Source organism: Aquimarina besae (genome assembly GCF_042434905.1).
Lineage (GTDB): Bacteria > Bacteroidota > Bacteroidia > Flavobacteriales > Flavobacteriaceae > Aquimarina.
Genome location: NZ_CP170199.1, coordinates 2641041 through 2662475, shown reverse-complemented (window position 1 = coordinate 2662475; position 21435 = coordinate 2641041). Strand labels below are relative to the sequence as shown.

The window sequence follows — 21435 nt, the reverse complement described above, 5'->3', positions numbered from 1 at the left end:
TCATTAGAATCAAGTTTTATTCTATATTTTCTATTTAAAATAGTAAATTTGCAGCTTATTAAAACAACACAAAGTCTGGGAGCATGATCCACTTCTTCGGAAACCAAAATGAGAACGTATTTGCGGTACAAACTACCGATGAAATCTCAATTGAAAATAGTAAAAAATTAGTATGGTTATTTGGTAACCAACCTAAAATTACATCGGCGTCTATTGACGCTTTTTTTGTTGGTCCACGTGCCGCTATGATTACTCCTTGGAGCACCAATGCGGTAGAGATCACTCAAAATATGGGAATCGAAGGGATCATTCGTATTGAAGAGTTTCAATCAGTAGCAGAGGATTTTACTGATTTTGATCCTATGCTTTCGCAAAAGTATGCAGGTCTTAATCAAGACATATACACCATTGATATTGAACCTGAAGCGATTCTGGAAATCGATGATATCGAAGCTTATAATAAAGCAGAAGGTCTAGCACTTAGTAGTGAAGAAGTAGCCTACCTGGAAGGTGTGGCAGAAAAAATAGGAAGAAAGTTAACAGATTCTGAGGTGTTTGGATTTTCTCAGGTCAATTCAGAACACTGCAGACATAAAATATTTAATGGAACCTTTATTATTGATGGAGAAGAACAACCTACTTCTCTTTTTAAATTAATAAAGAAAACCTCAGAAACACATCCTAACGATATTGTTTCTGCCTACAAGGACAATGTAGCTTTTATCAAAGGGCCAAAAGTAACTCAATTTGCACCCAAAAGTGCTGACAAGCCCGACTTCTACATAGAAACACCTTTTGACAGTGTGATTTCTTTAAAAGCCGAAACACATAACTTTCCTACTACAGTAGAACCTTTTAATGGAGCTGCTACAGGTTCTGGTGGAGAAATCAGAGATCGTCTTGCAGGAGGAAAAGGCTCATTACCACTAGCGGGAACGGCAGTTTATATGACCTCCTATTCACGATTAGAAGAAAATCGACCTTGGGAACAAGCTGTAGAGGAAAGAAAATGGCTGTACCAAACTCCCATAGATATTTTAATAAAAGCTTCAAACGGAGCTTCGGATTTCGGAAATAAATTTGGGCAACCTTTAATCACAGGATCAGTATTAACTTTTGAACATGAAGAAGATGCTCGTAAATTAGGTTTTGACAAAGTGATTATGCAAGCCGGTGGAATAGGATATGGAAAAGCCGATCAAGCACTTAAAGACAAACCTGAAACCGGAGATAGAATTGTGATTCTTGGTGGTGAAAATTACCGAATCGGGATGGGTGGAGCTGCAGTTTCTTCAGCAGACACTGGAGAATTTAGTAGTGGTATCGAATTAAATGCTATCCAACGTTCTAATCCCGAAATGCAAAAACGTGCTGCCAATGCCATTCGTGGCATGGTAGAAAGTGATGTAAATACGATTGTTTCCATTCATGATCACGGAGCAGGTGGGCATCTTAATTGTCTTTCTGAATTAGTAGAAGAAACCGGTGGAAAAATTGATCTCGACAAATTACCTGTTGGAGATCCAACGTTATCCGCAAAAGAAATAATTGGTAATGAATCTCAGGAACGTATGGGATTAGTTATCGGACAAAAAGATATTGATACTTTGGAACGTATTGCAGAACGTGAGCGTTCTCCGATGTATCAGGTAGGAGAAGTGACCGGTAATGACCGTTTTACTTTCGAATCTAAAACCAAGGGAGATAAGCCTATGGATTTAGCTTTAGAAGATATGTTTGGCAGTTCTCCAAAAACTATCATGACCGATAAAACCATCCATCGTAATTATCAGGAAATCACATATCAAAAAGAAAATCTTCATACCTATCTTGAACAAGTATTACAACTAGAAGCAGTTGCTTGTAAAGATTGGTTAACAAACAAAGTAGACCGCTGTGTTGGTGGAAAAGTAGCAAAACAACAATGCACAGGACCACTTCAATTACCATTAAATAACTGCGGAGTAATGGCATTGGATTATACCTCTAATGAAGGTATTGCCACCTCCATTGGCCACTCGCCTATTTCGGGATTGATTGATCCGGAAGCCGGAAGTAAAAATTCTATTGCTGAGGCGTTAACCAATATCATTTGGGCACCGCTCAAAGATGGTTTACAGTCCGTTTCTTTATCTGCCAACTGGATGTGGCCTTGTAAAAATGAGGGTGAAGACGCTAGGTTATATAAAGCAGTAAAAGCAATTTCTGATTTTGCTATTGATTTAGGAATTAATGTGCCAACTGGTAAAGATTCACTTTCAATGAAACAAAAGTATCCGAATGAAGAAGTGATTTCTCCGGGTACGGTTATCATATCGGCTGCTGCCAATTGCAACGATATTACTAAGGTAGTAGAACCCGTGCTTCAGAAAGATGGTGGAAACATCTACTATATTAATCTATCACAGGACTCTTATAAATTAGGTGGTTCTTCCTTTTCTCAAATACTAAACAAAATTGGATCTGAAGCACCTAGTATTAATAATTCGGAGAATTTTAAAAATACTTTTAATACTATTCAGCAACTGATAAGAGATAACAAAATAGTTGCTGGTCACGATGTAGCCTCCGGTGGTTTGATTACTACTTTATTAGAATTGTGTTTCGCCGATGTAAATTTAGGAGCAACATTAGATGTGTCGGATCTAGGAGAACAAGACACTATTAAATTACTTTTTGCAGAAAACGCAGGAATTGTATTCCAAAGTGCTCGAAATTCAGATATTGAAACGATTCTTTCTGAAAACGGCATTGAATTCTTTAAAATTGGTAGCACAATGAATAAAGCTTCGTTAGAAATTAAAAACGCAAACGATTTTTATAGCTTTGATGTAGACGCTTCTAGAAAAACTTGGTTTAAAACATCGTATCTATTAGATCAAAAGCAAACTGCAAATAACCTTGCACAAGATCGTTTTGATAATTTTGCTAAGCAACCTTTACAATATACATTTCCAAAACAATTTACAGGAAAATTTCCGGTAATTGATACTAACAAACCAAAACCCAAAGCAGCCATCATTCGTGAAAAAGGAAGTAATTCAGAGCGTGAAATGGCCAATGCTATGTATCTGGCAGGTTTTGATGTAAAAGACGTGCATATGACCGATCTGATCTCGGGTCGTGAAACATTAGAAGATATTCAATTTATAGGAGCTGTTGGTGGATTCTCAAATAGTGATGTTCTTGGTTCTGCAAAAGGTTGGGCAGGCGCTTTCTTGTATAATGAAAAAGCAAATACTGCACTTAAAAACTTTTTCAAGAGAAAAGACACACTATCCGTTGGAATCTGTAACGGATGCCAGTTATTTATGGAATTAGAAGTAATCAATCCTGAGCACAGTGAACATGGAAAAATGCATCATAACGATTCTCATAAACACGAAAGTGGCTTTACTTCTGTAAAAATTCAGGAAAATAATTCGGTAATGCTGTCTTCGTTAGCCGGAAGTACCTTAGGTGTTTGGATATCCCACGGGGAAGGAAAATTTAATCTTCCACTTTCTGAAGATCAATATGATATTGTAGCAAAATACGGATATAAGGAATATCCGGCTAATCCTAACGGATCTGATTATAATACCGCCATGATGTGTGATAGTACAGGAAGGCACTTAGTGATGATGCCACATATAGAACGTTCTATTTTTCAATGGAACTGGGCTAATTATCCAAAAGGAAGACAAGACCAAGTTTCACCTTGGATAGAAGCCTTTGTTAACGCAAGAGTATGGATTGAAAGTAATTCTTAAGATATCTGAATAATTCATAGAAAAAAGATCTTTCAACCCAGCAAAGTTGAAAGATCTTTGTTCTGTTTTATATTTGACAATCTAATATCCAGCTACGGTAGGAAACTCTTCAAATATATCATCCACGTATTGAGCTATTGCTCTAGAATCATTGTTGGAATAGATCTGGTCAGAAGCAGTTCCTCTCCATACAACTTTTTTCGTTTTACGGTCTACTAAGTCCATAATAAGAGTACCTTCCTTATACTTATATACATCAGTATCATACCCAATGATTTCATTGTATTGATAATATGTATTGTAGTAATAGGGCTCATAATACGGATTAATAGGTATAGAAGAAGTATAAGGATAAGTAGCATACACCGGATCTGTATCAGTTATGGTTTCTGTATCGGTCTTTGTACGAATTAACACTAATAAGTCTGGATTGTCTCTATCCAGAGTATATCCTGCTTTCATCATATTATTGTTAATACTCTCAATAACCGATTTACCAACAGTCTGATCATCGTATCCAAGATTTTTTCCTCCTACATTGCTATTAGGCAAATAGGCAAATGTTTCATAATTCTTTAATTGTTTATTACTTTTATTAACAGTTTGAACCGTAGGCCCACATGATGAAAATACGATTAACGAAAACAGTAGTGAAGAAATAATTTTTTTCATTTTTCAATTTTTTAAGTTTTACTTAGTTTAAAGTTACCTCACCTTGATCTCCTCAATTGATTCGATTAATATTTTAAAAATTCTTTAACAAGAAATAGTTTAAAAATTCAATTTTTTAAAGAAAATTAAGGTTTTGACAACGTCTTGCAGTTCAACAACCAAAAACAAATTGTTAAAACAATCGCCTTCCTACATCAAATCAATTATTGATTGAGCACATTATTTAATTGGTTTTGTGGAGTACTGAAGAATTTATTCGCTTTTTTTTTAAATTCAACTAAATAGATTAATTGACGTTTTACCATAAACAACATTATTTGTCAATGTTAGATTAGAGATTGAAAACAAATTATCATCATATTTTCTTAGAATATTGTTTACAATAATTAGGGTTTATTTATTTGAAATTGTTATATACTAACAGCTGTATTACTAATAATAACATCGTATCATTGATGATTAAATCAGTATTTTTACAAGCCTATTGACAATTACTTTAAAACCTAAATACACAAACCTTGAAAAAAATTTTCATAGCCACATTTCTTTTGGTTTCAGCTTTATCTATTGCTCAAATAAGACCAACCTACAGTAAAGCCAAAATCACTTATAATTCTCCAGAAGGTTTTCAAAAGCTTATGAAAGCCGGCGTACCTATGGATCACGGACAACATAAGCGTGGAATTTTTATCATTTCGGATTTTTCTTCAACAGAAATTGAAATTGCAAGAAATCTAGGTTTCCAGGTAAATATTATTATTCAAGATTCCGAAGCAGATTTTGTAAGAAGAAATGAAATCGCAAAAACTCAAAAAACTACCAGAAACCTGACCTGTCCTTCTAGTAATGGAATCATATTAGACTACCCAACTCCATCTAATTTTGAATTAGGATCTATGGGAGGATATTTAACCTATCAGGAAATGTTGGAGAATCTGGATGCGATGCGTTCTAAATATCCAAATCTTATTTCGGCAAGAGCAGACATAGGAACTTTCTTAACAAATGGTACACCAGACGGTTCGGTAACTCCATCTATTGGAGGTAACGCCATTCAATGGGTTCGTATCTCTGATAATCCAGATGCTGATGAAAATGAATCAGAAATATTATATGATGCTATCCATCATGCCAGAGAGCCTGCCAGCTTATCCCAACTTATCTATTATATGTGGTATTTATTGGAAAATTATGATTCTGATCCGGATGTAAAACAAATCGTGGACCATACAGAACTTTATTTTATACCTGTTATAAATCCTGATGGATATTTGTATAATCAAGTGACCAATCCAAATGGTGGTGGACTTTGGAGAAAAAACAGATTCAACACACACGGTGTCGATAACAATCGTAATTATGACCATTATCCAAATGGAAATTCTGCTGAAGCCACTTGGGGAGGTTCCGGATCTTCCAGTAATATTAACAGTCCAACATATCACGGTAACAATGCTTTTTCTGAGGTAGAAAACCAAGCTATAAAATGGTTTACAGAACAGCACAACTTCATCATTGCCCTAAATAATCATACTTTTGGTGAATTGTTATACTTTCCGTACTCATATGCTGCCAACACACCCACTCCTGACGAAGATATTTTTATAGCAATAGGTACAGAACTTACCTCACAAAATGGTTATACTCCGCTTAGAGACGCCCCTTTTTCTGGTGATAGTGATGACTTTATGTACGGAGGGACGACTCAACCACATAACAAAATCTTTTCATTTACTCCTGAGGTGGGGACATCTTTCTGGCCGGCTTCTAACCAGATAGACGCTATATGTAAAGAAATGATGTATTTAAATCTTACAGCTGCCAAGATGACAAACAACTATGCACAAGTAAAAAGCACAGGTAATATCTTTATAGGAGAAACCTCAACTTTTGATGCAAATTATACTTTAAAAAGATTAGGAGTCACAGGAAACGGAAATTTCATGGTAAATATCATACCAATATCTAATAACATCACTAGTGTTGGTAATTCGAAAAACTATACAGGTACTGAGATTGGAATGGATATAACGGATGGTATTGAAATAACCATAAATAATTCGATCCAAATTGGTGATGAGATTTCATATACGATTGAAGTAGATGGAGGTTTAATTACGGAATCGATCAATGTTACTAAAAGATATGGAAATTTACAAAGTATAATAGATAATAATGCTAATAGTTTAGTAGAATATACGCAATCCGGCTGGTCTACAACCACATCTACATTTGTATCTCCCAATGCATCGATTACAGAGTCCCCAATGGGTAATTATAATCCTAATCAAAATAAAACCATAGAGCTTTCGCAGAGTATTGACCTAAGTAATGCTGCATTCGCAAACGTTCAATTCTATGCAAAATGGGATATAGAAAACAACTGGGATTATACACAATTCGAAGTGTCAATCGATAACGGAAGTTCTTGGATTCCACAATGCGGAAAATTCACAAACTCAGGTAGTACAAACTCAGGACAACCAACTGGAGAACCTTTGTACGACGGAACACAAACAGATTGGGTATTGGAAGAAATTAGTCTTAGCGATTACTTGGGAGAAATAATTAAAGTTCGCTTTCAATTTGTTTCTGACAGTAATACAGAGGCAGATGGCTTCTTTTTTGATGACTTAAAAGTTAATTCCATAAACCAAAATATCTTAGATGTAAAAGATAATATATTCTCAGAATTTAAAGTTTTTCCTAATCCTGCAAAAGATATCTTACAAATTTCTCCATCATCGTCCACGTCATTTAATCTACGTTTCAGAAACTTAGTAGGTCAAGAGATTATTGTGAAAAACCAGGTCTCTGGTAATCAGGAATTTAATATCTCAAAACTAAATTCGGGATTATATTTCCTTACCATAGAAATAGGTAAGAATATTAAAACTTTCAAGATTTTAAAACGATAATTCTTCAATGATATCCCATAAAACTTAAGGAGTTATCAAAATATAGCTCCTTTTTTTATATATTAGAGTTGTGTATTACTAGATTTTTTATAATTTGCGAAACTATGCATGCATAGTAGTTTTTGAAGTTTCAATTTTTAAAACAGAAAGAGAATTTTAAAGGCATATTTCAAACTTTTTATGCAACTTTATAACAATATTAATTACTTGTTTTTTTTAAAACATAATGATTAACTTAAAGGTCTTTTAAACAAACAGAGTAAAATATCTATAACAACGTATGAATACAATTACTAGATTATTTGATTTCCCACATTATCAGCTAGAAAAATACAATTTAGACAAAGCTTTAGTAACAAAATATAATGGTGAATGGGTTGCCACTTCTACCAAGGAATATGTAGAAAAAGCAAATCAGATCAGCCGTGGTTTATTACGGTTAGGTGTCAAACCAAATGATAAAATTGCTATCATTTCATCTAATAACAGAACGGAATGGAATATTGTTGATATTGGTGTTTTACAAATAGGAGCTCAAGATGTTCCAATCTACCCTACAATTTCGCAAGAAGATTATGAATATGTATTGAACCATTCAGAATCTGTATACTGTTTTGTCTCGGATGATGAAGTTTACCAAAAAGTAAATAATATTAAAAGTAATGTACCTTCTTTAAAAGGAGTATACTCTTTTAATGACGTAGCCGGTTGTGATAGCTGGAATAACGTATTAGAGCTTGGTAAAGACGACAGTAATCAGGAAGAAGTAGAAAAATTAATGGCTTCAGTAAAAGAGGATGATCTTGCTACCTTAATATATACTTCAGGAACTACAGGAAGACCCAAAGGAGTTATGTTAAGTCACAAAAATGTGGTAAGTAATGCCTTGCATAGCTCTACCCGATTCCCAATAGTAGATGGTAATACAAAAGCACTTAGTTTCTTACCAGTTTGTCATATTTATGAAAGAATGCTCATGTATCTTTACCAATATCGTGGTGTTGGTATTTACTTTGCAGAATCATTAGAAACCATAAGCGATAACCTTAAAGAGGTTCACCCTGATGTAATGACTGCGGTTCCGAGATTATTGGAAAAGGTATACGATAAGATTATTGCCAAAGGAGCAGATCTCACAGGAATTAAAAAGAAATTATTTTTCTGGGCTGTAGAATTAGGTCTAAAATATGAGCCCTATGAAGCGAATGGCTGGTGGTATGAAAAGAAATTAGGAATTGCAAGAAAACTTATCTTTAGTAAATGGCAGGAAGCCCTGGGAGGAAATCTAAAAGTGATCGCTTCAGGTAGTGCTGCCTTACAGCCTAGACTAGCAAGAGTATTTAATGCCGCCGGGATTAACGTAATGGAAGGTTACGGGTTAACAGAAACTTCTCCTGTAGTATCGGTAAATGATGTTAGAGACAGAGGTTTTAAAATCGGTACCGTTGGAAAAATGATTCCGGAAACTGAAGTTAAGATAGCCGAAGATGGAGAAATACTTGTAAAGGGACCACAAGTGATGATGGGCTATTATAAAGACGACGAAAAAAGTAAAGAAGTTCTAAAAAATGGATATTTCCATACCGGGGATATAGGCGAAGTAGACAGTGAAGGATTTCTGCGCATCACAGACCGTAAAAAAGAGATGTTTAAAACATCTGGCGGAAAATATGTTGCACCTCAGGTAATAGAAAACGCAATGAAACAATCCCGTTTTATTGAACAAATTATGGTAATTGGAGATGGAGAGAAAATGCCGGCTGCATTTATTCAACCTAATTATGAATTTCTTCATGATTGGGCTGAAAGAAAAGGAATCTCTATAGGAAGTACTAACGAAGAAATAGTAAACAACCAAACTGTAATCGATCGCTTCCAGGAAGAAGTAGATGAACATAACGAAAAATTCGGAAAATGGGAACGTATCAAAAAGTTTGAACTAACTCCTGACGAATGGAGTATCGACGCAGGACACCTCACTCCTACTATGAAGTTAAAACGAAGAGTGATCAAAGCAAAATATCAAGATTTATACAGCAAAATTTATGGCTAATTCAATTCACTGATTACAAATGTATAGTGTAAAACTTTAACTTTAAATCAGTAAACTCCTCATTTTATGAGGAGTTTTTTTATTAATTCAATAGAAAAATGTAAATTACTTACTCTTTTCGTAATATTTTACAAAATTTATTATGCGTGCATAGTATATTTTTCTTACCTTTACACCATAACAAATTTTCTGAATGAGAGAAAAAACAATTGATTATGCACTTCGTGCTACGTGGATGGCGGTTGCCAAAATGTATAACGAAGAAGCAAGTAAAAAAGGTAGTACTATGGCCACGGGGTTTGCTTTAATTAGCATCGATCCCGAAAACGGAACTCCATCTACTTCTTTGGGGCCTAAAATGGGAATGGAAGCTACCAGTTTATCACGAACTTTAAAAACCATGGAAGAAAAAGGATTGATCTTTAGAAAGAAAAATCCTCAAGACGGACGTGGTGTTCTAATATATCTCACCCCTTTCGGAGTAGAAATGAGAAATTTTTCAAAAGAAGTGGTTTTTACTTTTGATCATGCTGTAAGAAAGCATGTTTCTAAAGAAAAACTAGATACTTTCCTTGAAGTATTTCAATTGATTAACGATCTCATTGCAACAAAGAAAATTTACACAAAAAAGGAGTCTATAACATCTTAACAACCAGAAGTTAAAAAATGAAAAGAGTCATTAAAAAAGTTGCAGTCGTCGGTTCAGGAATAATGGGTTCCGGTATTGCATGTCATTTCGCTAATATCGGCGTCGAAGTCCTATTACTAGATATAGTTCCTCGAGAATTAAACGACAAAGAAAAGGCCAAAGGCCTGACATTAGAGAACAAGGTAGTTCGTAATAGGTTAGTAAATGATTCACTAACCGCTGCTCTTAAATCCAAACCTTCTCCAATTTACCATCAAAAATTTGCAAATCGTATCACTACAGGAAACCTGGAAGATGACATTGCAAAAGTTGCTGATGTTGATTGGATTATCGAAGTAGTTGTAGAAAGACTAGATATCAAAAAACAAGTTTTCGAAAACTTGGAAAAATATCGAACACCCGGAACACTTATTACTTCGAACACTTCAGGGATTCCTATAAAATTCATGAACGAAGGAAGAAGCGAAGATTTTCAGAAACATTTCTGCGGAACTCACTTCTTTAATCCTGCACGATACCTGAAATTATTTGAAATTATCCCAGGACCAAATACTTCTACTGAAGTACTTGAGTTCTTAAATGGTTATGGTGAGCAATTTTTAGGAAAAACATCTGTGGTTGCTAAAGACACACCTGCTTTTATCGGTAATAGAATAGGTATCTTTAGTATTATGAGCTTATTCCATATGGTAAAAGATATGGGACTGACTATTGAAGAAGTTGATAAATTAACCGGTCCGGTGATTGGGCGTCCTAAATCAGCTACTTTTAGAACTGTCGATGTGGTAGGATTAGACACCTTAGTTCACGTAGCTAACGGTATCGCAGACAATTGTCCTGATGATGAGCGACACGAGCTATTTAAACTACCTGATTTCATCGATACGATGATGGAAAACAAATGGTTAGGAAGCAAAACAGGACAAGGTTTCTATAAGAAAAACGTATCGCCAGAAGGAAAGAAAGAAATCCTTTCATTAGACTTAAACACTCTAGAATACCGAGCTAATAAAAGAGCATCATTTGCTACTCTAGAAATGACTAAAACTATTGATAAAGTAGTAGATCGTTTTAAAGTATTGGTTTCAGGAAAAGATAAAGCAGGAGAATTCTATCGTAAAAACTTATCAGCTCTTTTTGCTTACGTTTCAAATCGCATCCCTGAGATTACAGATGATCTATATAAGATTGATGATGCAATGAAAGCCGGTTTTGGATGGGAACACGGTCCTTTTCAGATTTGGGATGCCGTTGGTGTTGAAAAAGGAATCGAAATGATGAAAGCAGAAGGATATGAACCTGCTGCTTGGGTTAATGATATGATCGCATCTGGAAGCACTTCTTTCTACACCGTGAAAGACGGAGCTACGTATTATTATGATATTCCTAAGAAAGAACAAGTAAAAGTTCCTGGTCAGGATGCATTTATTATTCTAGATAATATCAGAAAATCATCTGAAGTTTTCAAAAACAGCGGAGTTGTTGTTGAAGATCTTGGTGATGGTATCCTTAATGTAGAATTCCAAAGCAAGATGAACACCATTGGTGGAGATGTACTTGCAGGATTAAACAAAGCTATAGACATCGCAGAAAAGGATTTCCAAGGATTAGTAGTAGGTAACCAGGCAGCCAATTTTTCTGTTGGAGCTAATATCGGAATGATCTTTATGATGGCCGTAGAGCAAGAATATGATGAATTGAATATGGCAGTTAAATACTTCCAGGATTCTATGATGCGTATGCGTTACTCATCAATTCCAACTATAGTTGCACCGCACGGTATGTCATTAGGAGGTGGATGTGAAATCGCACTACACGCTGATAAAGTGGTGGCTGCAGCAGAAACATATATGGGATTAGTAGAATTTGGTGTAGGTGTGATCCCTGGTGGTGGTGGATCCAAAGAAATGGCATTAAGGGCTTCTGATCTCTTCAAAAAAGACGATGTAGAACTTAATATACTTCAAGAGCATTTCTTAACCATTGGTATGGCCAAAGTATCAACTTCTGCTTATGAAGCCTTTGATACAAACCTACTTCAGAAAGGTAAAGATATTGTTGTGGTGAATAAAGATCGTCAGATTGCTACTGCCAAAGCCTATGCTAAATTAATGGCTGAACAAGGATATACACAACCTATACGACGTAAGGATGTAAAAGTGCTTGGTAAACAAGCGCTGGGTATGTTCTTAGTAGGTACTGATTCAATGGAAGCTAGTAAGTATATTTCTGAACATGATCATAAAATAGCGAATAAATTAGGTTATGTAATGGCTGGAGGGGATTTATCAGAACCTACCTTAGTTACAGAACAATATTTATTAGATCTAGAGCGTGAAGCTTTCTTGTCTTTATGTACAGAACGCAAAACATTAGAGCGTATAGAACATATGCTTAAAAAAGGTAAACCCCTTAGAAACTAGAGAAAAGAGAAAAGATAAAAGAATAAAGACAAGAGAGAAGAGTGTCTATTTTCTAACTTCTTTTTTCTCTTTTCCAAAAAACATAAAAAAAATGAAAACCGCATATATAGTAAAAGCATATAGAACAGCCGTAGGTAAAGCACCTCGCGGAGTGTTCAGATTTAAAAGAACTGATGAGTTAGCTGCTGAAACTATTCAGTATATGATGAAAGAGCTGCCTCAATTAGACAAAGCTCGCATTGATGACGTAATTGTTGGTAATGCCATGCCAGAAGGATCTCAAGGTCTGAATATGGCACGTTTAATTTCACTAATGGGATTGGAGTCTATTGATGTTCCTGGCGTAACAGTAAACAGATTTTGTTCTTCAGGAATAGAAACAATCGGTATGGCAACTGCAAAAATCCAGGCTGGAATGGCAGATTGTATCATTGCTGGTGGTGCAGAAAGTATGAGTTCTGTTCCTATGACAGGTTATAAAACAGAATTAAATTATGACTTAGCAAAGTCTGGTCACGAAGATTACTATTGGGGAATGGGTAACACTGCAGAAGCTGTTGCCAACCAATTTAATGTATCTCGCGAGGATCAGGATGAATTTGCATATAATTCTCACATGAAAGCGCTGAAAGCTCAGGCAGAAGACCGATTTCAAGATCAAATTGTTCCAATCAATGTAGAGCAAATCTATGTAGATGAAAATGGGAAAAAAGCATCAAAGTCATATACAGTAACCAAAGATGAAGGACCACGTGCAGGAACTAGTAAAGAGGTTCTTGGTAAACTAAGACCTGTATTTGCAGCAGGTGGTAGCGTAACCGCTGGTAATTCATCTCAGATGAGTGATGGAGCCGCTTTTGTTATGGTAATGAGCGAGGATATGGTAAAAGAATTAAATCTTGAACCTATCGCAAGACTTGTTAATTATGCAGCCGCAGGTGTAGAACCCAGAATTATGGGTATCGGTCCTGTTAAAGCAATTCCTAAAGCCTTAAAACAAGCTGGGTTAAAACAAGACGATATCGAGCTAATCGAGCTTAATGAAGCATTTGCGTCTCAATCATTAGCTGTAATGAGAGAACTAAATATCAATCAGGATATCGTGAACGTAAACGGTGGAGCGATTGCATTAGGTCACCCACTTGGATGTACTGGAGCTAAACTTTCTGTTCAGCTTTTTGATGAAATGCGTAAGCGAAATATGAAAGGTAAATACGGAATGGTAACCATGTGTGTTGGAACAGGACAAGGTGCTGCAGGTATTTTTGAGTTCCTTAATTAAGAACATAGATTACAGAACAAAGAAAAAAGAAAAAAGAATACAATTTTGAGAAAAAGACACAATTATAAAAACTTAAAGATATGGCAATTAGGATTAGAAATTGCTAATGAAGTATCTGATGTTTTAGTGACTTTTCCTAAACACGAAATTTATGATTTAGGTTCTCAAATAAGTAGATGTTCTGTTTCTATGCCAAGTAATATAGCAGAAGGCTCTGGGAGAACAGATAAGTCATTCAATAATTTTATTGACTTTTCTTTGAGCTCTTCTTTTGAGCTGGGAACACAACTATTAATTGCAAACCACAGAAAATATATTGATAATAAAACTTTAAAAAAGTTAGAAGACAAAATTGAAGAGTGGCAACGAATGACTATGGGATTTCAAAATGGACTCAATAAATAGATTCTATTTTCTCACTTCTATTTTCTCTTTTCATTTAAATAAAATTGAATAACTATGAGTACAGAAACTTTAAACAAAGACATTCTTAGAGGAGGACAATTCCTTGTAAAAGAAACGAAAGCTGAAGATGTATTTACTCCAGAAGATTTTTCTGAGGAGCAAAAGATGATGCGTGATAGTGCAAAGGAATTTGTAGACCGTGAGCTATGGGCGCATTGGGAAAAATTCGAAAACAAAGACTATGCGTATACAGAGGAATGTATGAAGAAAGCTGGTGAGCTTGGTCTTTTAGGTGTTGCCGTTCCAGAGGCATATGACGGACTCGGAATGGGATTTGTTTCTACTATGTTAGTATGTGATTATATTTCTGGCGCAACTGGATCCTTCAGCACTGCTTTTGGAGCACATACGGGTATTGGTACTATGCCAATTACATTATATGGTAACGAAGAACAAAAGAAAAAGTATGTACCTAAATTAGCTACCGGTGAATGGATGGGAGCTTATTGTTTAACAGAACCAGGAGCAGGATCTGATGCAAACTCCGGTAAAACAAAAGCTGTTCTTTCTGATGACGGAAAGCACTATCTAATTTCTGGTCAGAAAATGTGGATCTCTAATGCAGGGTTCTGTAATCTAATGATCGTTTTTGCCCGCATTGAAGATGATAAAAATATTACAGGATTTATCGTAGAATACGATCCTAACAATCCTAACGGTATTTCTTTGGGAGATGAAGAAAAGAAACTCGGTATCCACTCCTCTTCTACTCGTCAAGTATTCTTTAGTGACACAAAAGTTCCGGTAGAAAACATGTTGTCAGAAAGAGGGAATGGTTTTAAAATCGCTATGAATGCTCTTAATGTTGGTAGAATCAAATTAGCAGCTGCTTGTTTAGATGCACAACGTAGAGTAATCAATGAAGCTACAAAATATGCTAATGAGCGTATACAGTTCAAGACACCGATCATAAATTTTGGAGCTATTAAATCTAAAATTGCTGAAATGGCTACCAATACCTATGCAGATGAATCTGCAAGTTATAGAGCTGCAAAAAATATCGAAGATAGAATTGCTATCCGTCAAGCGGAAGGAAATACTCATCAAGAAGCAGAGCTAAAAGGTGTTGAAGAATATGCTATTGAGTGCTCTATCCTCAAAGTTGCAGTTTCTGAAGATGTTCAGAACTGTACAGATGAAGGTATCCAAATATTTGGAGGAATGGGATTCTCTGCAGATACTCCAATGGAATCTGCTTGGAGAGATGCTCGTATCTCTAGGATTTATGAAGGTACTAATGAAATCAATCGTATGCTAGCAGTGGGAATGTTAGTAAAGAAAGCCATGAAAGGACACGTAGACCTTTTAGGACCTGCTATGAAAGTAGCTGATGAATTAACAGGAATTCCTTCTTTTGATACACCTGATTATTCTGAATTATTTGCAGAAGAAAAAGAAATTCTGGCAAAACTTAAGAAAGTATTCTTAATGGTGGCGGGATCTGCTGTTCAAAAATATGGCCCACAATTAGAGGAGCACCAACAATTATTAATGGCTGCTTCTGATATTTTAATTGAAATCTATATGGCAGAATCTACGATCCTTCGTACAGAGAAAAATGCAAAGCGTTTTGGAGAAGATTCTCAAGAGGTTCAGATCGCAATGTCACAACTATACCTATACAATGCAGTAGATATCGTTATCAAAAAAGGAAAAGAAGCAATCGTTTCTTTTGCTGAAGGTGATGAGCAACGTATGATGCTTATGGGACTTAAACGTTTCACTAAATATGCGAATCAGCCAAATGTGGTTGCCTTAAGAACTAAAATTGCAGATAAAGTAGCCGTAGAAAATGGATACTGCTTCTCATAATAATATATCCGCTCCTAAGGATTAAAACTAGGAAGTTGTTTAATTTTGATTTAAGAGACCGTCTTTCTGTTGGGGAAAGGCGGTTTTTTTATGTTGTCAATGTATGAATTAAGTGTTGTAAATTTAAAAAAGTTATTAATTAGTAAATTATATATATTTGCCAATGCGCAGATTTTTAGACATCATTATTCTATCTCTTATTTTTTCATTGTCAACCACAATAATAGGGCAAAACCAAGATATTAAAACATCAAAATTAGAATATCTAAAAGAACTTGAGAAAAAGGAAAATAAATTATCTAATGAAGTTAGAAAATCTCTAAGCAGCAACAAAGAAAGTGAAGCCTATCAACAAGCTCAGAAATACTTAAAAAACTTTAAAACTGATCTCGGAAAAGCAAGTATATCTAACCTTTTGATATATTATTATAACGTGAAAAGTGTTCCGGATTCCTCTATATTTTATGCTAACAAAGTACTATCTCTAAAAAACTTTAGTAATGATACTGTCAGGTATAAATACTATATTGAGGCATACACGGCTTTATCCTACAATTATGGAGTAAAAGGTTTGTATGAAAAAAGTAAAAAAAATCAATTTAAAGGAATTGAAATTGCTCAGAAAATCCAGGATACATCAAGATACTATAAACAACTATTAGGTTTAGGGATATCATATTCGCGAGAAGGAAATGATGCTGAAGCCTTAAAATTGTTCAACGAAATTTTAACTTATAAAAAAGTTCCAATACTTACCCAAAAAACATATAGTAACATTGGCGTGGTCTATAGGAATTCAAAAAATTACAAAGCATCGATTGCCAATTATAAAAAGGCTTTGGAACTTTGTCATCCCAAAGATTATTACAGTCAGATTATAAATACGATGAACATTGGTTCCGGTTATATTGATTTAGGTGATTATGATAAAGGAATTGAATTTATTCGAGAAAGCATTAAGATCGGTTCCGAGAAAGAATATATACAGATTAAGACTGAAGCTTTAGGAAAAATAGGTAGTGCTTTAGTTTTACAAAAAAAATATGACGAAGCGAAAAATATATTCGATTCTTGTCTCATAAAAACAGCACAATATGGTTGGATAGAAGAACGGTTAAATATTTATAACAAACTTAGAGAACTTGCTATCCTTCAAAATAATTATACGGAAGCATATAAGTATCAAACAGAACATTATAAAATCAAAGATTCTCTGGATAAGTTACAAAAAGACAAAGAAATTAATCAATTAGAAGTAAAGTTTAGAACACTTCAAAAGGAAAAAGAAATTAAAGTTTTACAAAATCAAAATACGATAAAATCTTTAGCCTTAAAAAGCCAGGGGGAAGCCCTAGAAAATATACGTTTACAAACAAAAATTACTGAGCAAGAAAATCAAAATAGGATTCTATCTCTTCTTAATGAGTCCGAAAAACAAAAAAATGAATCTGCCAAAAGAAAAAATGAAATAACTATTCTTAAGAAGGATCAAAAAATTCAGGAATTAGAGATAAATAGACAAAAATCTGCCAAACAAATCATATTAATTGCTTTTCTTATCATTTTAATCCCAATTATTGGTTTACTTATTCTTTATTACCAAAAGCTAAAAACCCAAAATTTATTAAACATAAAACAGAAAGAGATTAGTGAACAAAAAATAGCAACATTAATAAGTGATCAGGAACTAAAAATGATCAAAGCATCTGTAAAAGGACAGGATAAGGAACGAAAACGAATTGCTCAGGAACTTCACGATAGTATCGGTGGCAACCTAGCCGCTATAAAATTACAATTCAGTAATCTTTCTGAAAATTATACAGAACTAGATACTATGTATCAACAAATAGATGAAACCTACCAACAGGTAAGAACACTTTCACATAATTTAATTCCTAAAAAATTTAGTCAAAATAAATTTGTTGCATTGCTAAAAGAATATATGCAGAATATTGGCGATGCAAGTAATTTAACTATTAATATCCAAGCATATCCAGAAAACGAAGTCAATATTATAAATCCGAAATTTCACAATGAAATATTTGCAATATTACAGGAATTAATTACTAATACGATCAAGCATGCTAAAGCTTCCATAGTTGACATACAAATTGATATTACTCAACATACGATTCATCTGATTTTTGAAGACAATGGAAAAGGATTTGATACTTCTAAAAACGTGACAGGAATTGGTCTTTCAAATATCAAAAATCGTCTTCAAAATTTACAAGGTACATTCGTTATCGATTCCAACCTGAAACGTAAAGGAACTATTTTTATAATGGAAATACCCAACGTACCCGTTTCTAATGAAACAGATGTTCTCGAAATATAACCCAAAGTTTATTATAACTATTTTAAGAAAGAAAAGTGTCGTACAGATCTTTTTAAACTCTCTTTTCTAAAATGAAGCACCACTTTATATGATTACCTCAAAAATAACACCTGCAAAATAAATAATTGTTAATCACATCCTGTTTTTCAATATATTATGTGAAATAATAAGAATTTATCAACACGAAAACGTTGTAGTAACTTTTCGAAACAGTCAAATTGAATAATTCGTAATAACTTAGTGAAAATTTAACACAAGAAACACTTTTACAAACAAAAACTTATGAATTATGGAATCATTTTATCCTCCCCCGAAAATTTCGAAATTATTTGAGCTACTTTAAATTTAGAAGATTGATTCTTTAAGATGATAGTCAGAAAATCGAAAACCAACTTCTAAATTCTTAATCCACAAGAAAACTACTTTTTTATAGGCGTCATAATTATTACTACAGTAACTATATAATAATCAAACCAGTATCGTTCTTAGTACTAAATAAAATAAGTCTGTTACAATTTCCTTTTTACAAGGAGTCTGTTTTTTCTTCTATAGATGACCTTTACAAGTTATTTTCTTAGGATTATTTTTCTCACAACGAAAACTTGCGAGAAAACGAATACTCACTCATTACAAACTCTAGTTCCTAACAGAACTTTAAAAAACTTAAAAATGAAAAGAAAAAACCCATTACGAATTTTAGTAAGCCTACTTTTTTGCTTGCCATTTATTGGATTACAGGCACAAGATGAGGATGTAATGTTTCAGGCGTTTGACTGGAATGTACAAAATCAACCCGCTGGTCAAACTTGGTATAATGTTGTTTCTAGCGTAAGAAATACTATTAGTGACGCAGGAATCGATCTGATCTGGATGCCGCCACCAAGCAACTCTGCAGCACCACAAGGATATTTACCAAGGGAAATTAACAATTTTGACAGTGCATATGGTACTACGCAACAGCTTAAAACCTTAATCGATCAGTATCATAGTCTGGGATTAAAAGTAATAAGTGATATTGTTGTCAACCATAGAGTAGGAACTAATGATGCGGTTACTTTTACAAATCCTGATTGGCCTACTTTTTATATTGTTGCTGATGATGAAGGAAGAAATTTTGTGAACGGACCTGTAGAGTTTAGTATTAATAGTGATTTTGTTCCAGGTTTCGAACTTAAATCAGATGGATCTAGTGGTGGTTTTGCAGCTGCCAGAGACTTAGATCACAAAAACCCAGCAGTAAGAGCAGAGATTATAAAATGGATGAAAAAACTACAAAATGATCTTGGTTTTGATGGATGGAGATATGATTTTGTTCATGGATATGACCCTATCTACAATAAAGAATATAATGATGCTACCAATCCTTACTTTGCAGTTGGCGAACTATTAGAAAGTAGCAGAGTGCAGACCAATAACTTTGTAAACAGAACGCAACAGTCTTCTTCTGCTTTTGATTTTAACACCAAAGTAAGCCTTCAAAATGCAATTAGAGATAATAATTTATCATACCTAAGAGATGGCCAAGGAAGACCTTCTGGTATGATTGGGATCAATCCTTCTAAATCTGTTACATTTTTAGATAACCACGACACGGGATTTGCACAACAATGCTGTGGATCTAATTATGTGTTCCCAGGTGGAGAAACAAACCTTAGAAAAGGATACGCATATATCCTAACGCACCCAGGAAATCCAATGGTATTTTGGACGCATTTTTTTGAAGGAGGATCCGGCGTACAAAATGCAATCAAAAATCTTATTACCGCTAGAAAAAGTGTAAGAGTGCATTCTGGTTCAACGATAAGTATTGATCAGGCGAGACCTGATTTGTACGCAGCATATATCGATGGAAAATCCGGAACATTAGCGATGAAATTGGGATCTGGAAACTGGTCTCCTAACGGAAGTGGATGGACATTACAAACTTCGGGTACTGACTATGCTGTTTGGACTCAAGGTGGAGATCCTGTAGGAGGAGAAACAGTACCGCCATATACAGTTAATTTCTTTAGACCATCAGGCTGGGGATCAAATATTAATGCTTACGTATTTGATGCCGGAGCAAACGCGACCCTGCCCGGAACAAGTGGGTGGCCAGGAAATAATATGACTAATATTTCAGGAACAAACTGGTATTCATATACTATCACCCCACCAGCTGGAGTATCTGCTAACAATCTTAGAGTTATTTTTAATGATGGAAATAATCAAACTGATGACTTATCCAGAAGCACCAATGGCTGGTACAGGGGTAATAGCTGGTCAGACAATTGCCCAAGTGATTGCAGTGGATCCGAAACATCAAATGATGTAACACTAAATTTCCTGAAACCTAGTGGATGGGGTAACAACACTAACCTTTATCTTTATAATAAGTCTACTAATCAAACACTTTCCGGTACTTCTGGATGGCCAGGAACACTTATGAACAACCTTAGTGGTACAGCTTGGTCCAGAAAAACCTTTACCCTACCAAGTGGTGTATCTGCAAGTAACGTAGGCGTTGTATTCAATAATGGTAATGGACAACAAACTGTTGATCTTACCAGAGGAACAGACGGATGGTTTAGAGTAACCGGAACCAGTAATGGAAAAAGAACAGGAACTTGGTCCGGCAATTGTCCTACGAATTGCCCTTCGAACAGAGCTATGGAACTGGCAGATCTGGCTGATAAAGATATCCCTTCAGCGTTTGAAAACGATATAACTATTTGGCCAAATCCCATCAAAAACAGAGGTACTCTTAGCATAAATACGGCAGAAAATGGTATTCTAGAAGTATCTGTTTCTAACATATTAGGACAAACAAAAACGGTATATAGTCAAAACACTCAGGCTGGAAACCACACTATAGAAATCGCAACAAAAGATTTAGGAGAAGCCGGTATTTATTTCTGTACTGTAAAACTAAATGGAAGTAAATTGAAGAGACTAAAGGTTGTAAAACAATAATTTTTTTGTCCCTATAACCAAATACATCTAAAGGTGTATTAAAAAAGCGGTCGTTTAGCGCATAACGACCGCTTTTTCGTTTTATAATTTTTTAAGTAAGCTAATCGTCACCTTTACAA

General features: G+C 34.8%; 11 protein-coding genes. 10 read left to right on the top strand and 1 reads right to left on the bottom strand.

All coding sequences use genetic code 11. From position 1 onward, the window contains the following. Positions 1-83: 83 nt before the first annotated feature. The gene (gene purL / locus ACE94K_RS11595; RefSeq protein WP_378172175.1) at positions 84-3752 is read left to right on the top strand and encodes a phosphoribosylformylglycinamidine synthase; all 3669 of its coding nucleotides are present in this window, start codon (positions 84-86) and stop codon (positions 3750-3752) included. Between the two features lie 81 nt (positions 3753-3833). Here the strand turns inward: purL and ACE94K_RS11590 are convergent, their stop codons facing one another. Continuing rightward, the gene (locus ACE94K_RS11590; RefSeq protein ID WP_378172172.1) at positions 3834-4424 is read right to left on the bottom strand and encodes a DUF4136 domain-containing protein; all 591 of its coding nucleotides are present in this window, start codon (positions 4422-4424) and stop codon (positions 3834-3836) included. 518 nt (positions 4425-4942) lie between these two features. On the opposite strand from ACE94K_RS11590, the gene ACE94K_RS11585 reads away from it, so the two are divergent. From ACE94K_RS11585 to ACE94K_RS11545, 9 genes are all read left to right on the top strand, one after another. Next, entirely contained in the window at positions 4943-7342 is a 2400-nt protein-coding gene (locus ACE94K_RS11585; protein WP_378172170.1) for a M14 family zinc carboxypeptidase, read from the top strand. A 280-nt stretch (positions 7343-7622) separates the two neighbouring features. After that, a complete protein-coding gene (locus ACE94K_RS11580) occupies positions 7623-9395 on the top strand; it encodes an AMP-dependent synthetase/ligase (protein ID WP_378172167.1) in 1773 nt (590 codons plus the stop codon). Between the two features lie 193 nt (positions 9396-9588). Beyond that, entirely contained in the window at positions 9589-10044 is a 456-nt protein-coding gene (locus ACE94K_RS11575) for a MarR family winged helix-turn-helix transcriptional regulator (protein ID WP_378172164.1), read from the top strand. Between the two features lie 17 nt (positions 10045-10061). Beyond that, complete coding sequence (locus tag ACE94K_RS11570) at positions 10062-12467, top strand: 3-hydroxyacyl-CoA dehydrogenase NAD-binding domain-containing protein (protein ID WP_378172161.1); 2406 nt, start codon at positions 10062-10064, stop codon at positions 12465-12467. A gap of 91 nt (positions 12468-12558) precedes the next feature. Next, on the top strand, positions 12559-13749 hold the full coding sequence (locus ACE94K_RS11565) for an acetyl-CoA C-acyltransferase (protein WP_378172158.1): 1191 nt from the start codon (positions 12559-12561) through the stop codon (positions 13747-13749). A 45-nt stretch (positions 13750-13794) separates the two neighbouring features. After that, a complete protein-coding gene (locus tag ACE94K_RS11560) occupies positions 13795-14154 on the top strand; it encodes a four helix bundle protein (protein WP_378172155.1) in 360 nt (119 codons plus the stop codon). Positions 14155-14208: 54 nt separating this feature from the next. Beyond that, positions 14209-16026, top strand: a complete 1818-nt coding sequence (locus ACE94K_RS11555; protein WP_378172152.1) for an acyl-CoA dehydrogenase family protein — start codon at positions 14209-14211, stop codon at positions 16024-16026. A 163-nt stretch (positions 16027-16189) separates the two neighbouring features. Beyond that, positions 16190-18364: a histidine kinase gene (locus ACE94K_RS11550; RefSeq protein ID WP_378172149.1), complete on the top strand. Its 2175-nt coding sequence runs from the start codon at positions 16190-16192 to the stop codon at positions 18362-18364. 669 nt (positions 18365-19033) lie between these two features. Then, positions 19034-21316, top strand: coding sequence for a starch-binding protein (locus tag ACE94K_RS11545; RefSeq protein WP_378172146.1), 2283 nt, complete (start codon positions 19034-19036; stop codon positions 21314-21316). Positions 21317-21435: the final 119 nt, after the last annotated feature.

Excerpts from the sequence above, each read along its gene's own strand:
- purL (WP_378172175.1), top strand. The coding sequence starts at position 84 with ATGATCCACTTCTTCGGAAACCAAAATGAGAACGTATTTGCGGTACAA.
- ACE94K_RS11590 (WP_378172172.1), bottom strand. The coding sequence starts at position 4,424 with ATGAAAAAAATTATTTCTTCACTACTGTTTTCGTTAATCGTATTTTCA.
- ACE94K_RS11580 (WP_378172167.1), top strand. The coding sequence starts at position 7,623 with ATGAATACAATTACTAGATTATTTGATTTCCCACATTATCAGCTAGAA.
- ACE94K_RS11575 (WP_378172164.1), top strand. The coding sequence starts at position 9,589 with ATGAGAGAAAAAACAATTGATTATGCACTTCGTGCTACGTGGATGGCG.
- ACE94K_RS11570 (WP_378172161.1), top strand. The coding sequence starts at position 10,062 with ATGAAAAGAGTCATTAAAAAAGTTGCAGTCGTCGGTTCAGGAATAATG.
- ACE94K_RS11565 (WP_378172158.1), top strand. The coding sequence starts at position 12,559 with ATGAAAACCGCATATATAGTAAAAGCATATAGAACAGCCGTAGGTAAA.
- ACE94K_RS11555 (WP_378172152.1), top strand. The coding sequence starts at position 14,209 with ATGAGTACAGAAACTTTAAACAAAGACATTCTTAGAGGAGGACAATTC.
- ACE94K_RS11550 (WP_378172149.1), top strand. The coding sequence starts at position 16,190 with ATGCGCAGATTTTTAGACATCATTATTCTATCTCTTATTTTTTCATTG.
- ACE94K_RS11545 (WP_378172146.1), top strand. The coding sequence starts at position 19,034 with ATGAAAAGAAAAAACCCATTACGAATTTTAGTAAGCCTACTTTTTTGC.